At 71.4% G+C, this 15329-nt stretch carries 14 protein-coding genes; 6 read left to right on the forward strand and 8 right to left on the reverse strand.

What is annotated here, in order from left to right; all coding sequences use genetic code 11:
- Positions 1 to 45 precede the first annotated feature (45 nt).
- The 3 genes from ACWEF6_RS36255 to dapC all read left to right on the forward strand — a co-directional run bounded on the left by ACWEF6_RS36255 (position 46) and on the right by dapC (position 1746).
- The gene (locus ACWEF6_RS36255; protein ID WP_449687080.1) at positions 46 to 228 is read left to right on the forward strand and encodes a hypothetical protein; all 183 of its coding nucleotides are present in this window, start codon (positions 46 to 48) and stop codon (positions 226 to 228) included.
- 109 nt (positions 229 to 337) lie between these two features.
- Positions 338 to 658: a ferredoxin gene (fdxA, locus tag ACWEF6_RS36260; protein WP_003083029.1), complete on the forward strand. Its 321-nt coding sequence runs from the start codon at positions 338 to 340 to the stop codon at positions 656 to 658.
- Positions 655 to 1746 (forward strand): succinyldiaminopimelate transaminase, encoded by a 1092-nt coding sequence (gene dapC / locus ACWEF6_RS36265; protein ID WP_449687081.1) that lies wholly within the window; start codon positions 655 to 657, stop codon positions 1744 to 1746. Before fdxA ends, dapC begins: the two co-directional genes overlap by 4 nt.
- Here the strand turns inward: dapC and ACWEF6_RS36270 are convergent.
- Positions 1740 to 2357 (reverse strand): TetR/AcrR family transcriptional regulator, encoded by a 618-nt coding sequence (locus ACWEF6_RS36270; RefSeq protein ID WP_310970879.1) that lies wholly within the window; start codon positions 2355 to 2357, stop codon positions 1740 to 1742. The genes dapC and ACWEF6_RS36270 overlap by 7 nt on opposite strands.
- A gap of 81 nt (positions 2358 to 2438) precedes the next feature.
- Between ACWEF6_RS36270 and ACWEF6_RS36275 the strand changes: the two genes are divergently transcribed.
- Positions 2439 to 3845: an FAD-dependent monooxygenase gene (locus ACWEF6_RS36275; protein WP_449687082.1), complete on the forward strand. Its 1407-nt coding sequence runs from the start codon at positions 2439 to 2441 to the stop codon at positions 3843 to 3845.
- Positions 3846 to 3887: 42 nt separating this feature from the next.
- On the opposite strand, the gene ACWEF6_RS36280 is transcribed toward ACWEF6_RS36275, so the two are convergent.
- Genes ACWEF6_RS36280 through ACWEF6_RS36290 form a run of 3 tightly spaced genes read right to left on the reverse strand, consistent with a single transcriptional unit; the run spans position 3888 to position 6292 of the window.
- A complete protein-coding gene (locus tag ACWEF6_RS36280; RefSeq protein ID WP_449687083.1) occupies positions 3888 to 4820 on the reverse strand; it encodes a CHAD domain-containing protein in 933 nt (310 codons plus the stop codon).
- Positions 4821 to 4848: 28 nt separating this feature from the next.
- Complete coding sequence (dapD, locus tag ACWEF6_RS36285; RefSeq protein ID WP_449687084.1) at positions 4849 to 5832, reverse strand: 2,3,4,5-tetrahydropyridine-2,6-dicarboxylate N-succinyltransferase; 984 nt, start codon at positions 5830 to 5832, stop codon at positions 4849 to 4851.
- A gap of 28 nt (positions 5833 to 5860) precedes the next feature.
- Positions 5861 to 6292 carry a hypothetical protein gene (locus ACWEF6_RS36290; RefSeq protein WP_310970872.1) on the reverse strand — a complete coding sequence of 144 codons (432 nt, stop codon included), beginning with the start codon at positions 6290 to 6292 and terminating at the stop codon, positions 5861 to 5863.
- Positions 6293 to 6315: 23 nt separating this feature from the next.
- On the opposite strand from ACWEF6_RS36290, the gene dapE reads away from it, so the two are divergent.
- Together dapE and ACWEF6_RS36300 are read left to right on the forward strand one after the other, a co-directional pair.
- Positions 6316 to 7386, forward strand: a complete 1071-nt coding sequence (gene dapE / locus ACWEF6_RS36295; RefSeq protein WP_449687085.1) for a succinyl-diaminopimelate desuccinylase — start codon at positions 6316 to 6318, stop codon at positions 7384 to 7386.
- Positions 7387 to 7749: 363 nt separating this feature from the next.
- Positions 7750 to 8553, forward strand: a complete 804-nt coding sequence (locus ACWEF6_RS36300) for a DUF3152 domain-containing protein (protein WP_449687086.1) — start codon at positions 7750 to 7752, stop codon at positions 8551 to 8553.
- A 1-nt stretch (position 8554) separates the two neighbouring features.
- Here the strand turns inward: ACWEF6_RS36300 and ACWEF6_RS36305 are convergent, their stop codons facing one another.
- The 4 genes from ACWEF6_RS36305 to ACWEF6_RS36320 all read right to left on the reverse strand — a co-directional run bounded on the left by ACWEF6_RS36305 (position 8555) and on the right by ACWEF6_RS36320 (position 15265).
- Positions 8555 to 9598: a chitinase gene (locus ACWEF6_RS36305; RefSeq protein ID WP_449687087.1), complete on the reverse strand. Its 1044-nt coding sequence runs from the start codon at positions 9596 to 9598 to the stop codon at positions 8555 to 8557.
- 138 nt (positions 9599 to 9736) lie between these two features.
- Entirely contained in the window at positions 9737 to 11341 is a 1605-nt protein-coding gene (locus ACWEF6_RS36310; protein ID WP_449687088.1) for a M28 family metallopeptidase, read from the reverse strand.
- 85 nt (positions 11342 to 11426) lie between these two features.
- Complete coding sequence (locus ACWEF6_RS36315) at positions 11427 to 13691, reverse strand: M4 family metallopeptidase (protein ID WP_449687089.1); 2265 nt, start codon at positions 13689 to 13691, stop codon at positions 11427 to 11429.
- A 308-nt stretch (positions 13692 to 13999) separates the two neighbouring features.
- Complete coding sequence (locus ACWEF6_RS36320; protein WP_449687090.1) at positions 14000 to 15265, reverse strand: helix-turn-helix domain-containing protein; 1266 nt, start codon at positions 15263 to 15265, stop codon at positions 14000 to 14002.
- Between the last annotated feature and the right edge of the window lie 64 nt (positions 15266 to 15329).

The following is a 15329-nucleotide window of genomic DNA, read 5'->3' on the forward strand; positions in this document are numbered from 1 at the left end:
GGAGGCGGTGAAAGTCGCGGGAGCGGATTTCGGCAGGAGGTGACCGTGGGTATCCAGCGCAAGGACGAGCGGCACAACGAGAAGCTGGTCGACGAGATCGCCGAAGGGTTCAACCGAGCCGTGGGGGAGAAGAAGCCCGAAAGTGACACAGACGAGGCGCCCAAACCGCGCTTCGTCATCACCGGTGACGCCCGGGCGACCCCGCCCCCGCGCCGCCGGGAGAGGTGAGCTCCATACCCGGGGTATGGCTAAGGCTTGCCTCACCAACCGAACGGGTGCCGACGCCGCGTAATGTCGGCACGGACTGGCTGTTTGCAGAGAAAAGCAGGAGTGCGCAGTGACCTACGTGATCGCCGAGCCCTGCGTCGACGTGCTCGACAAGGCGTGTATCGACGAGTGCCCCGTGGACTGCATCTACGAGGGCGAGCGGATGCTGTACATCCACCCGGACGAGTGCGTCGACTGCGGCGCCTGCGAGCCGGTCTGCCCGGTCGAGGCGATCTACTACGAGGACGACGTCCCGGACAACTGGTCGGACTACACCAAGGCGAACGTCGACTTCTTCGACGAGCTGGGTTCGCCCGGCGGCGCGTCCAAGGTGGGCAAGACCGCGCACGACCCGGCCTTCATCAAGGCGCTGCCCCCGCAGGGCGAATGAACCGGATCGCACTGCCCGACTTCCCCTGGGATTCGCTCGCCGCGGTCAAGGCCACGGCCCAGGCGCATCCCGGTGGGGTCGTCGACCTCTCCATCGGCACGCCGGTCGACCCGGTCCCGGACGGCATCCGCGCGGCGCTCGCGTCCGTCTCGGAGATCCCCGGGTACCCGACGACCCACGGCATCCCGGCTTTGCGGGAAGCCGCACGGGGAGCGCTTTCGCGGCGGCACGGTGTCGACGGCATCGAGCCGGACGCCGTGCTGCCGACGATCGGGTCCAAGGAGGCCGTGGCCTGGCTGCCGCGCCTGCTCGGTTTCGGCCCCGGCGACCTCGTCGTCATCCCGGAGCTGGCGTACCCGACGTACGAGGTCGGCGTGCTGCTGGCGGGCGCGTCGTTCCTGCGCGCCGACAGCACGGTCGCGCTCGGCCCGCAGAAGCCGGCGATGATCTGGCTGAACTCGCCGTCGAACCCGACCGGCCAGGTGCTGCCGGTGGAGCACCTGCGCAAGGTCGTCGAGTGGGCCCGCGAGCGCGACGTCGTCGTGGTGTCCGACGAGTGCTACCTGGCCCTGGGCTGGGAATCCGACCCCCGGTCGATCCTGCACCCGGACGTCTGCGGCGGCTGGACCGACGGCCTGATCGCGGTGCACTCGCTGTCGAAGTCGGCCAACCTGGCCAGCTACCGCGCCGGCTTCCTGACCGGCGACCCGCGCCTGATCAAGCAGCTGCTCGAAGTGCGCAAGCACGCGGGCATGATCGTGCCGCGCCCGGTCCAGGAGGCGATGGTCGCCGCGCTGTCCGATGACGAGGCGCTGCGCGTCCAGCGCGAGCGGTACGCCCGCCGCCGGCTGGTGCTGCGGAAGGCGTTGCTGGACAACGGGTTCCGCATCGACCACTCCGAAGCGGGGCTCTACCTCTGGGCCACGCGCGACGAGGACGCCTCGGCCACGGTCGGCTGGTTGGCCGAGCGCGGGATCCTGGTCGCGCCCGGCACGTTCTACGGCCCGAAGGGCGGCAAGCACGTCCGGGTCGCGCTGACCGCGACGGACGAGCGCATCGACGCGGCCGTGGAGCGGCTGACTCAATAGTCGCGGCCGGTGAGGCCCCGGTAGACGAACCGGGTCAGCAGTTCGATCGCCTCTTCGTCGGTCGGGGGTGTCCAGCCCGCCGGCGCGTCGTGCAGCCACGTCGCCGCGAAGGCGTCGACGAGGTTGTAGATCAGCATTCCGCAGCGGTCCGGGTCCGCCGGGAGGCGCATGCCGGCGCGGGTGATGTACGCGAGGTGGTCGTCGAGGTCGGCCGCCTGGGACGCGCCGAACCGGGCCACCGTGCGCGCGAACGACTCGCTGACCATCGCCGCCTGGCGGAGGGCCAGCATGGTGGCCGCGTTGTCGCGGTAGAAGTCCCAGTACTGCTTGACGTGCCAGCGCACGGCCGCGGGGTCGCTGAAGTCGGCCAGGTGGTCTTCGCTGTCGGCGCTCTCGTCGCCGGAGGCCGCGATGTCGGCCATCAGCGCTTCCAGGAGCTCTTCCTTGCCCGCGAAGTGGTTGTAGAACGACCCCGCGGCCCGGCCCGCCTCCGCGGTGATGTCGGTGATCTTCGTGTTCAGGTAGCCCTTCCGGGCGAAGACGCGCTTGGCCGCGGCCTTGAGCGCGGCCTCGGTCTCCGCGGCCTTTTCCTTGCGGCTCGTCGCCGTCATCGGCACCTCCCTTGACACGGGACGCTAGCAGCGTCATTCTGAATCCAGATTCACTGAACTTGAATTCACTGGGAGGGTGACATGGACACTCGGGTGCTGATCGCCGGAGCGGGACCGACCGGGCTGACGCTGGCCATCGAGCTGGCGCGGCGGGACGTCGCCGTGCGGATCATCGACAAGGCCGAGACGTACTTCGTCGGCTCGCGCGGCGACGGGATGCAGCCGCGCACGCTGGAGGTGTTCGAGGACCTGGGGGTGCTCGACGCCGTGCTGGCCGCGGGCATGGCCCCGATGCCGATGAAGATCCACCTCGGCGGCGAGGTGGTCGGCGAGCGGATGATGTTCGACCCGGTCGAGCCGACGCCGTCGCGGCCGTATCCGACCGGCTGGTTCCTGGGCCAGTCGCAGACCGAGGGCATCCTGCGCGACCGGCTGGCCGAGTTCGGCGTGCGCGTCGAGCTGAACACCGCGCTGACCGGCTTCGAGCAGGACGACGACGGCGTCACGGCGACCCTGAGCACGGGGGAGACGGTCCGCGCGGAGTACCTGGTCGGCGCCGACGGCGGCAAGAGCTTCGTGCGCAAGACGCTGGGGATCGCGTTCGAGGGCACCACCGACGAGTCCATCCGGATGCTGCTCGGCGACGTCGTGGCCGAGGGCCTCGACCGGAACTTCGGCCACTGGTTCGCGACGCCGGACGAGCCGATGAGCGGCATGATGTTCAGCCCGCTGCCGGGGACGCCGCACTTCCAGTTCGGCGCCGCGCTCGGCGACGGCGAGACCGACGTCGAAACGGCGCTGCCCGCGGTCCAGGCCCGGCTCGACGCGCTGAGCGGCGGCACGGTCAAGCTGTCCGGCCTGGCCTGGTCGACGGTGTGGCGGCCGAACATCCGGCTGGCGGCGAGCTTCCGCGACGGCCGCGTGTTCCTGGCCGGCGACGCGGCGCACGTCCACCCGCCGACGGGCGGGCAGGGCCTGAACACCGGGATCCAGGACGGCTACAACCTCGGCTGGAAGCTCGCGGACGGGTCACCGGAGCTGCTGGACAGCTACGAGATCGAGCGCCGCACGGTGGCGGCCCGGGTGCTGGGGGTGTCGGCGGGCCTGCTGCAGAAGTACGTCGACGGCGACGAGGACGCCCACCGGCGCGGGGAGGACACGCAGCAGCTCGACATCACCTACCGGGGCGGCCCGCTGTCCCCGGCCGGGACCGGGGAGCTGCGACCGGGCGACCGGGCGCCGGACGCGCCCCTGGTGGCCGCGAACGGCAAGCGCGTGCGGCTGTTCGAGCTGTTCCGCGGCCCGCACGCGACCGAGCTGCTGTTCGGCGAGGGCGAGACGCCGGGGTACCGGATCCTGCCGCCGGGGAGCGCGGCGACGGGAACGGACCTGGTGGACGAGGGCGGCCACGCGTACGCGGCGTACGAGGCTTCGGCGGGCCGCCGGGTGCTCATCCGCCCGGACGGTTACGTGTGGTCGATGTCCTGAGGGGCCGGCTCGCCGAGCTTGGGGCTGGCGGGCGGGGCGCGGTCAGGCGTGGAGGGCCCTGGCGGCGGCGTCGACCGCCGCCCAGGAATTCCGCCACGTCGCGCGGGCCTCGGCTCGCCGGGCCAGTTCGCGCTCGGCGATGCGGCCCGCGACGAAGCCCATCGGGCCGTCCGCCGACTCCAGGACCGAACGCATCCTCTCGGCCGCGAGCACCGCGTCCTGGTGGTCGCCCAGCACCGTCTGGAAGTCCTTCGTCGCCTTCAGCAGCCTTTTGATCTTCGCCGCCTGCTTCTTCTTCGCCGACGTCTGGGCCAGCTCGGCCGCGTAACGGAGCTTCTTGCCGTGGATGCGCAGCGCGTGCAGGTCGTCGTCCGGCGGGTCCGCGGGCAGCGCACCGACCGCCTTCGTCAGCTTCCGGTGCGGCTTCGCCAAGCCCGCGATCAGGTCGTGCGGCCGGTCAGACGGCGCGACGGTCTCCGCCCGCGTCAGCAGGCTCACCTCGCGCAGCAACGTCGAATACCGGGCACTCGACAGCGCCCGCGTCAGGCGCCGCTTCGCGGTGGCCCGCTCGGTGACGAACTTCGACACGAGACGGCGGCCGGGGGCCTGGTCGCGGACCTCGAAGTCCGCGATGACCTCGCGCAGGTGCCCGATCAGCACGTCGTAGTCGCGTACCTCGCCGAGGGACTGGCCCAGCCAGCCCAGCTCGGCGCGCACCGGCTCGGCGCCGTCGCCGACCAGCTCGCCGGACAGCTTCAGCACGCTGCGCATCCGCCGCAGCGCGACGCGCATCTGGTGCAGGTCCTCCGGATCGGCGCCCGAGCGCGTGCCCGGTTCGTGCGCGAGCAGCGCGCGGATTTCGCGGTCGAGCTTGGCCCGCACGTGGTGGGCGGCCGGGTCGGCCGGACGCGCTTCGACGGGCGCGTCCGGCAAGCCCAGCTCGGCCGGGGTGCGACGCAACGATTCGGTGGTCACCTCATGAATAGTAGGTGAACGATCGACTTCAGTCGTTGGCGTGCAGCGCCGCGTTCAGCTCGACGCCGGAGCCGGTGCGCGGCACGACCTCGACCGCGCCGGTGCCCGAGTTGCGGCGGAACACCGCGCCCGAGATGCCGTTGAGCTCGCGGGCCTTGACGACCTTGCCCTCGACGACGACCTTCGTGCCCGCCGTCACGTACAGGCCCGCCTCGACGACCGTGTCGTCGCCCAGCGAGATCCCGACGCCGCCGTTCGCGCCGATCAGGCAGCGCTCGCCCAGCGAGATCGTCTCCTTGCCGCCGCCCGACAGCGTGCCCATGATCGACGCGCCGCCGCCGACGTCCGAGCCGTCGCCCACCACGACACCGGCCGAGATCCGGCCCTCGACCATCGACGCGCCGAGCGTGCCGGCGTTGAAGTTGACGAAACCCTCGTGCATCACGGTCGTGCCGGACGCCAGGTGCGCGCCGAGCCGGACCCGGTCGGCGTCACCGATCCGGACGCCCGACGGCAGGACGTAGTCGACCATCCGCGGGAACTTGTCGACGCTGTAGACGGTCACCGGACCGCGGGCCCGCAACCGCAGCCGGGTGGTCTCGAAGCCTTCGACCGGGCACGGGCCGTGGTTGGTCCAGACGACGTTGGCCAGCAGGCCGAACATGCCGTCCAGGTTCTGGCCGTGCGGCCGGACCAGGCGGTGCGAGAGCAGGTGCAGCCGCAGATACATGTCGTGGGTGTCCGCGGGCGCGTCGGCCAGCTTGCCGATCGTGGTGCGCACGGCGACGACCTCGACGCCGCGGTCGGTGTCCGGGCCGAGCAGCGCCGCGGCGGCCTCGCCGAGCACTTCGGCGGCCTCTTCGGCGCTCAGGCGCTCGGTGCCGGGGGTGCCCCCCTCGACCAGCTTGGGGTGCGGGTACCAGGTGTCGAGGACCGTCCCGTCGGTCGTGACGGTGGCCAGCCCGACGCCGCTGGCGCCGGTCGTTTCGGGGTTCGGGCTCTGCTCACTCACGCCCGACACGGTAGTCGAGTGACGCGGATCAACCACTCGTGGGCCGCGCGTCTACCTGCTTCTTCAGGCCCGAAAGGGCGGCGGCGATGTCGACCAGCGCCTGCGAACACGGACCGCCCGCGGCCGGGACGGTCGTGCAGCCCGCGCTCCGGAACTCCCCGACCGCCTGGTCCAGCTTGCCGGCCTCGGCGGTCAGCTGCGGGTCGCGGTCGTCCGCGCGCTTGCGGGCCGCGCCCGGCACGTTGCCGACCTCGGTGACGTACTTCTCACAGCCCTTCGGCAGCTGGGTGCGCGGGCTCGCGTAGCACTGGTCGACGGTCAGCGCGTCGAGCTTGGTCGGCAGCGCGTCCGGACCAGGCTCGCCGCCCTGGCGCGGTGGTGTCGGACCGGCCTCTTTCCCGCAGCCCGAAAGGACCAGGACCAGCACCGCGCCGCCGACGGCGACTCCGAACCTACGCACACCCCCACGGTAGCGTGCGGGTCATGAGCCTCGACCTGCACGCCGATCCGGTGGACCTGACCGCAGCGCTGGTGGACATCTTCAGCGTGTCCGGCGCCGAGGCGGAGATCGCGACGGCGGTCCAGGACGCGCTGCGGACGCAGGCCCCGCACCTCGAGGTCGTCCGCAACGGCGACGCCGTCCTCGCGCGGACCAACCTCGGCCGCGAGTCGCGGGTCGTGCTCGCCGGGCACCTGGACACCGTGCCGGAGAACGGCAACCTCCCGTCGCGGCGCGAAGGCTCCGGCGACGAGGAGATCCTGCACGGCCTCGGCACGGTCGACATGAAGGGCGGCGACGCGGTCTTCCTGCACCTGGCGGCGACGCTGCCTTCGCCGAAGCACGACGTCACCTTCGTCTTCTACGACAACGAAGAGGTCGAAGCGGTCAAGAACGGCTTGGGCCGGATCGAGCGGGAGCTGCCGGAATGGCTGGCCGGCGACCTGGCGATCGTCGGCGAGCCGTCGAACGGCGTGATCGAGGCCGGCTGCCAGGGCACCATGCGCGTCGAGCTGCGGCTTTCGGGCAAGCGGGCGCACACCGCGCGGGCGTGGATGGGCGAGAACGCGATCCACGCGCTGGCCGAGCCGCTGCGGCGGCTGGGGGAGTACACGCCGCGGATCGTCGACATCGACGGCCTGACCTACCGCGAAGGCCTCCAGGCGACGTCGGTCAGCGGCGGCGTCGCGGGCAACGTGGTCCCGGACGCGGCCGTGCTGACGGTGAACCACCGCTTCGCCCCCGACCGCGACGCGGCGGCGGCCGAGCGGCACCTGCGCGAGGTGTTCGCCGGGTTCGAACTGTCCGTTGTGGACCTGTCGCCGGGAGCGCTGCCGGGCCTGTCGGCCCCGGCGGCGGCGGAACTGGTGGCGGCGGCGGGCGGCCGCGCGGCGGCCAAGCTCGGCTGGACGGACGTGGCCCGCTTCGCGGCGCGCGGCATGCCGGCGGTGAACTTCGGCCCGGGCAACCCGACCCTGGCGCACACGAAGCAGGAGAACGTCCGGACGGCGGAGATCCGCCAGGTCACCGAGGTACTGCGCAAGTTCCTGAGCTGAGTCCCGAACGCCCCAATGTGGCGTTGGGTGCGTAGGACGCGCCGAACGCCACATTGGGTGCGTTGGGCGCACCGAACGCCGCATTGGGTGCGTTGGGCGCGCCGAGCGCCGCGTTGGGTGCGTTGGATGCACCGAACGCCGCGTTGGGTGCGTTGGATGCACCGAACGCCGCGTTGGGTGCGTTGGATGCACCGAACGCCGCATTGGGTGCGTTGGATGCACCGAACGCCACATTGGGGCGCTGTGGCGGTCGTCACATGCGTGGCCCTGAGCTGCGGTGACGCTCCGCGACTGCAGGTCACCGCAACTTTTCCGGGCCACCGGCCGTATGTCCTTCTGAAGCCGCGCACCCCGGGAGGACCCATGCCGAAAACCGCTCGACGAGCCGCGGCCGTGGCCGTGCTCGCCCTGGCGGTGAGCGGGTGCGGTGGCGAAAGACAGCCGGTGGCCGCGCCCGCCGCGGGGCCGGTTCTCACCGCCATCGGCGAGGCCACCTCGGTCCCGCCGCCGCCGGCCGAGCGCGAACCCGTCACGCAGAGCGCGCCGCCCGTTGAGGTCGCCATCAGCTTCCCGCGGACCGGGTCCGGCCAGTGGATGTTCACCCCCGGCAGCGACGAGGTCGCCGGGAAGTCGGGCCGGCTGATGCGCTACCGGATCGCCATCGAGACCGACATCGACGGCGTCGGGCCCGGCGAGTTCGCCAAGAAGATCCGCGCCATCCTCGGCGACCCGCGCGGCTGGACCGCCGGCGGCCAGTGGCGGCTGCAGCAGGTCGGCCCGCAGGACGACGCCGACTTCACCCTCTACCTGGCCACGCCGGCCAGCCGCGACAGGCTGTGCGGCGGCACCCCGGACAGCTACACCTCCTGCCGCAACGGCAGCAACGTCGTGCTCAACGTCGCCCGCTGGGCCAACGCCGTCCCGAACTACGGCGCTTCGCTCGACGTCTACCGCCAGTACATGGTCACCCACGAAACCGGCCACCGGCTCGGCCAGGGCCACGAGCTGTGCCCGGGCCCGGGCAAGCCGGCGCCGGTGATGGAGCAGCAGACGCTGGGGTTGCACGGCTGCGTCCCGAACCCGTGGCCCTTCCCGGACGCCGGCGGCCGCGAATACGCCGGCCCGCCGGGGGAGTACAACGACCCGATCCCGGCGGGCGACTCCTGACCTACCGGCCCTGCAGGGACTTGACGTTGTTGCCGAACGTCCAGCCCTTCGAGCCGTCCCAGTTGATCGACCAGTCCATCAGGCCCTTCAGGCCCGGCACCGATCGCCACGCCTGGGAGACCAGGCTCGGGGCCATGTAGCCGCCGCCCGCGCCCGGCTGGGCCGGCAGGCCCGGGACCTGCTTGTCGTAGGGGACGCGGATCGTCGTGCCCTGGACGACCAGGCCGTTGTTCAGGCACTGCGTCTGCACGGTGAAGCCCTGGACGGTCCCGGCCTGGTAGGAATCGCCGGAGCAGCCGTACATGGATCCGTTGTAGTACTGCATGTTCAGCCACCACAGGCGGCCGTTGTCCGCGTACTTCTTGATGATCGGCAGGTACGCGCCCCAAATGGACCCGTAGGTGATGCTGCCGCCGGTCACGTACGCGGTCTCCGGCGCCATCGTCAGCCCGAAGTTCGACGGCATCTGCGCGAGCACGCCGTCGATGATCCGGATCAGGTTGCTCTGCGACGCCGAGAGCGTCTTGATGTTGCCGCTGCCGGTCAGCCCGGTTTCGATGTCGATGTCGATCCCGTCGAAGTTGTACTTCTTGAGGATCGGCACGACGGTGGCGACGAACCGGTCGGCCACCGCCGACGACGAAAGGTCGATGCCGGCGGCCGCCCCGCCGATGGACAGCAGGAGCGTCGCGCCCGCGGCCTTCGCCGCGCACATCTCGGCCGGCGTGGACACCTTGACGCCGGCGTCCATCCCGTTCTCCCACAACACGGTCCCGTCGGACCGGATCACCGGGAAGGCGGCGTTGATGACGTTGTAGCCGTGCTGGGCCATCCGGCTGTCGGTGATCGGGATCCAGCCCAGCCCGGGGTGGACGCCGTTGGCGGCGCCGTCCCAGTTCTCCCAGTACCCCTGCAGGACCTTGCCGGCGGGCCGCGATTTCACCGCGCACGTGTCGGCCTGCACCGCCCCCTGCGCGGGGGCCGAGACGAACAGCGGGACGGCCAGCACCGTGGCCAGCAGGGTTGCGAACAAGCGACCGGACATCCCGGCTCCCATCGACGGTGAAGGGTGGACGCGGCGTGTCCGCCCAACATAAGCGCCGCGGGGAACCGGTGACTACCTACGAACGGGTGGTCTAGACAACTCAGGGGCGTCCCGCGGAGGACGCCCCCGAGCGGCCGGTCAGACGGTCAGCGTCCAGGAGGACAGGTAACCGGTGTCGGCGGGGCCGACGTCTCGGATGCGGAGCTGCCACGCGCCGTTGGCGGCTTCCGAAGAAGCGTTCACGGTGTAGGTGGTGTCGATGTTGTCGGCGGAGTCGCTGCTGGAGTTCTTCAGCCGGTACGCGGTGCCGTCGGGGGCGACGAGGTCGAGGACCAGGTCACCGCGGTAGGTGTGGGTGATGTGCACCTCGACCTTGGTGGTGCTCGACGCGTTGCGCGCGCAGCCCGCCACGTTCGCGGGGCTGTTCACCGCGGCACCCGGGTAGTCCGGGATGTTCAGCCGCGTCGAGTTGGTCACCGGCGCACACGAGGAGCTGCCGACGCCGAGGGAGAACGTCGCCGTGTGGTCGGCGTTCGCGCCGTCCGCGGTCACCGTGACCGGGAAGGTGCCGGTCGGCGTCGACGACGTGGTCGTGATGGTCAGCGTCGAGGAGCCGCCCGACTGCACGGTGGCCGGGCTGAACGACGCCGTCGCGCCCGCGGGCAGGCCCGAAGCGGACAGCGAGATCGACTGCGCCGAGCCGGACGTCGTCGCGGTGCTGACCGCGACCTGCAGCGACTGTCCCGGTTGGACAGTGCCCGACGTCGGGTTCAGCGACACGGAGAAGTCGTTGCCCTGCGGCGTGCCGACGGCCAGCTTCCACAGCGCGTAGGCGATGGCGTCGCTGTTCTTCTCCAGCGGCGCGTCCGGGATGTTGGACGTCGTGTCGCAGGCGCGGTGGTAGCAGTTGTCGAACGGCGAACCCGCGGTGCCGCCCCACTTCTGGGCCTGCGCCGAGCTCTTGATGTCGCCGGCGCCGGTGGCCAGGCCGCCGACCGGGATGCCCGCGCTCTTGAAGGACGCGTGGTCGGACCGGCCGTCGCCTTCGCTGTCGCCCTCGGTCTGGATGCCGATGGAGCTGAAATACTCGTCGAAGACGGCCTTGATCGAAGCGACGTCGTCGTAGACGAAGTAACCCCAGTTCTTCGAGCCGATCATGTCGAAGTTGAGGTAGGTCTTGATCTTCGTGCGCTCGCTGCTCGGCAGGTTGTTGACGTAGTACTTGGAGCCGACCAGGCCGGACTCCTCGTCGGCCCACCAGCCGAACCGGACGCGCTTGGCCATCGCCGGGTTCGTGCGGGCCAGCGTCAGCGCGACCTCGAGGATCGACGCGCTGCCCGAGCCGTTGTCGTTGATGCCGGGGCCGGCGCTCACGCTGTCGAGGTGCGCGCCGAGCATGATGACCTGGCTCGCGTCGCCCTGCGGCCACTCGGCGATCAGGTTCTGCGACTGCCCGATGCAGCTGGTGCAGGTCTGCCGGGTGGTCGTGTAGCCGGCGTTCTTCAGCAGGTTTTCCACATAGGACACCGAGGCCGCGTACCCGCCGCCCCGCGGCGAGCGCGTGCCGCCGTTGTTGTTGGCGATGGTCTGCAGCTGGTTGAGGTGGGTCTTGATGTTGGCCAGCGAGATGTCCGGCGCGGCGAGCGCCGTGGCGGGCGCGGCGGTGGCCGCGGGCGCGGCTGCGACGCCCAGCACGGTCGCCAGGGCGGTGACCCCGGCGCCGAGTCGTGTCTTCCACTTCATGGCGGTGAATTCCTTCGGTGGGGGTTGGGGAGAACGGCCGTGAAGGCCGCACCTGGCGGGTGCGGCCTTCACGGGGTGGGGCGTGCTACACGGTCAACGTCCAGGAGGACAGGTAACCGGTGTCGGCGGGGCCGACGTCTCGGATGCGGAGCTGCCACGCGCCGTTCGCGGCTTCCGAAGAAGCGTTCACGGTGTAGGTGGTGTCGATGTTGTCGGCGGAGTCGCTGCTGGAGTTCTTCAGCCGGTACGCCGTGCCGTCCGGCGCGACCAGGTCGAGGACCAGGTCACCGCGGTAGGTGTGGGTGATGTGCACCTCGACCTTGGTGGTGCTCGACGCGTTGCGGGCACAGCCGCTGACGGTGTTGGTGCTGTTGACCGCGCTCGCCGGGTAGTCCGGGATGTTCAAGCGGGTCGAGTTGGTCACCGCGGCGCACGAGCCGGTGGTGCCGACGGACAGCGTGTAGGTCGCGGTGTGGTCGGTGCTGGCCCCGTCGGCGGTGATGGTGACGGGGTAGCTGCCGGTCGCGGTCGACGCGGACGTCGCGATGGTCAGCGTCGAGGAGCCACCCGACTGGATCGTGGCCGGGTTGAACGTCGCGGTCGCGCCGGCGGGCAGGCCGGAGGCGGACAGCGTGATCGACTGGGCCGCGCCGGAGGTGATCGCGGTGCTGATCGTGGTGGTCGCCGAGGCGCCCGGCTGGACCGAACCCGAGGCCGGGTTCAGCGCGACCGAGAAGTCCGGCCCGCCGCCGCTGCACGAGGTCGGCTCACCGCTCGCGGCGGTCACGGAGATGGCGTCCCACGCGGCCTTGGTGGTGTTGTACTCGACGCAGCTGCCCGGGAAGAGCGCGATCGCGGCTTCGAGGGTCGCCTTGCGGGCGGCCTTGTGGTTCCACGACGAGGTCTTCTTCAGCAGGCCGTTGTAGAAGATCTTGCCGGCCTTCTGGATGCCCAGACCGGTGACCGACGAGTTGTTGCAGGTCGGGCTGGCCGGCTTGCCGCCACCCGGGTTCGAGCCCTCGGCCAGCAGGTAGAACCAGTGGTTCTGGGGGCCGGCCGCCGCGTGCACCTCGGTGCTCGGGATCGACGACGAGTAGCAGTTCGGGTCGCCCGCCTTCGACGGCTGGTACATGTAGCGGATCGGGCCCTGGCCGACCAGGTTGACGCCCTCGCCGACCTCGTAGTCCGGCGTGTCCTTGGCGTTGTTCGCGTACGCCTCGGTCAGCGCGCCGAAGATGTCACCGGTCGACTCGTTCATGCCGCCGTTCTCGTTGCCGGAACCGGCACCGCCCGGGGTGAACTGGAAGATGCCGTGCCCGAACTCGTGGCCGACGACGTCCATCGAGGTGGCCTGGCGCTGGTTGTCCTGCGAGTGGCCGAAGTGCGTCGAGGAACCGTTCCAGTAGGCGTTGACGTCGTTGAGGCCGACGGACGCCGGGTAGCCGGTGCCGCTGCCGTTGATGCCGTTGCGGCCGAGCCAGTCGGCGAGCATCTTCCACTCGGTCTGGACGCTGTAGAGGACGTCGACGCAGCCGGTCTCGAGGTCCGTGCCGGAGCCGTTGCCCCAGTTGTTGTCCGGTCCACTGTAGACGGAGCCACCCTCGCGGCCGCAGCTGATGCCGGTGCGGCCCGGGTCGCGCAGGGTGTAGGTGCTGCCGGACTGCGTCGTGTCGATGGAGACGTTGCCGACGTAGTAGCTGTTGCCGGTGCCGGCCACGTTGACCGTCGACGGCTGGGCCTGCGTGCGCGCGCCGGAAGCGAACGTCTTCACGTCGTCCCGCTTGTCGAGCACCGCACCGGTCGCCGCGTCGACGAACACGTGCAGGTTGCTCGGCGCCGTGGCGGTGCGCCCGGCGACGACGACCTCGTAGGCCAGCTTCGGGCTCGCCCCGGCCAGCACCACCTTCTCCGGCGTGCTCACACTGTCCACAGTGGGCAGTTGAGCGCGCGCGGTGGTGGCGGCCTTGGCCGCGTCGACCAGTGCCTGTGTCCCGACGGTGATGGCCGCGGTCTCCGCGGCGCTGGTGCCGCGGACGCGGCCGGCGCCGTCGGCGACGACCACCGCGTCCCCGCCCACGACCCGCAGGCCCTGGTAGGTGCGCTGGTAGGCGCCGTAGAAGAGGCCACCGCCGCCGGCGGTCAGGCCGACGCGCTGGAACGATTCGGCCGGGCCGCGGCGCAGGGCGTCGAGACCGCTGGCGGCCGCCTGGTCGGCGGCGCGGGCGGCGGCCGCTTCCGGAGCGGCGGGCTGTGCTTGGGGCGCTGCGCTCGCCGGGGTCACCGGTAACGCGAGCGTCATGGCGAGCCCGGCGGCGGCCGCCAAGCCCGTGCTGAACCCACGATGGGTCATCGAGGTCTTCCTTCCATGAAGGCAGAATCGAGGTCCGGTAAGGGAAAGGGGAGACGTGTCCGGCGTGCTAACAGGAGGTATGCGTCCGGACGCATCCGAGTAAAGGATCAGCGGATCGGGGCGTCAATGCGCCGAACGGACCAACGGCGCGTTCCGGATTATCGAATCAATTCGTACAAACCCCGCTGCAACAGGGGATTCTCGCCGCGTTCCGCGTCGGAACGACTTTCGTAGGGATTGTCGGCGACACCATCCGAACGCCGGACGATCTCGATCATCGGGATTCGTTAGTACCGCTTAGAAAACGGTTACCCGTCCTCCGCACCCAGCGCGAGCAGGCCGTTCCGCAGCACATCCGCCGCCTCGGTCTGCTTCCCGGTCTCGCCGAGCAGTTCGCTCAACGGCCGCAGCGCGCGCACGAGCACCCCGCGCGCGCCCAGCCCGGTGGCGAGCTCGACGGCGGCCCGCAGGTCCTCGGCCGCGCGCCGGGCGTCCCCGCGGGCCCTGGCCAGCGAGCCGAGCTGGAGCCGCAGCTCCGCGGCCAGCGGCGTGCCCGCCACGACCACCGGCCGGATCTGGTCGAGCAGGGCCGCCGCCGTCTCGAGCCGGCCCGCCGCGAGGTACTCCCCGGCGAGCTCGACCGTGATCGCCGGGACGTCGTCCGGCCAGGCCGTCTCCCGGGCCGCCGCGAGGTCGGCCAGCGCCCCTTCGACGTCACCCGACCGGCCGCGCACCCGGGCCCGGGCCAGCAGGCAGTACGCCATCGCCGGGTGCAGCGCCCGTTCCTGCATCAGGTCGTGAGCCGCGGCGACCGAGGCGGCGGCGTCGGCGAACCGGTCCGCCGCCAGGTGGCTGCGGCAGACCTCGACGTGGCTGCGGGTCAGTTCGGCGAGCACCGCCGGGCTGCCCCGGGTGAGCCGCAGCGCGGAGTCGGCGTACTCGGCGGCCCGTTCCAGGTCGCCCTGGCGCAGGTGCCGCTCGGCCAGACAGGCCCGCAGCGTCAGCAGCATCGACGGCTGCGGGTAGCCGTCCCGCAGCAGCTCGGCGTGGCAGGTTTCGAGCAGGTGCACCGAATACTGCACCTCGCCCCAGCCGGTCAGCACGGCCGCGCGCAGCGGGACGACCATCGCCCGCACCGGCGGCGGCTCACCCGAGAGCGCCGTTTCGGCGTCCGAGACGTACTTCGTGCGGACGTCGCCGGTCGAATACCCGGCCAGCCACAGCAGCGCGATCCCGGCCTGCCGTGGCCGGTCCAGGCGCTCGGCCCGGCGCCGGATCCGCTGCATCCGCGGGGTCGCGCGGCGGGCGTCGCCGGCCAGGAACCGTTCCGCGGTCTCGATCAGCTCGAGGTCCAGCTCGATCAGCTCTCGCGGGGACCGGCCGCCCAGCAGCTCGTCGGGGTCGATGCCGAGCTGCTGGGCGAAGAACCGCAGCGCGTCGCCCGACGGCGTCCGCGCGCCGGTCTCGACCGACGACACGTACGCCGCCGAGTACTGCGGCCCGGCGAGTTCGCGCTGCGTGAGCCCGCGTTCGGTGCGCAGCTCACGCAGGCGTTCGCCGACGCTCTCGCTCACACAGGCCGCCTTTCCACCGGTTCAGGGTAAGCCGCGCGGTGGGGGGGGGGGGGGGGGCCACCCC

The organism is Amycolatopsis sp. NPDC004772 (assembly GCF_053601215.1).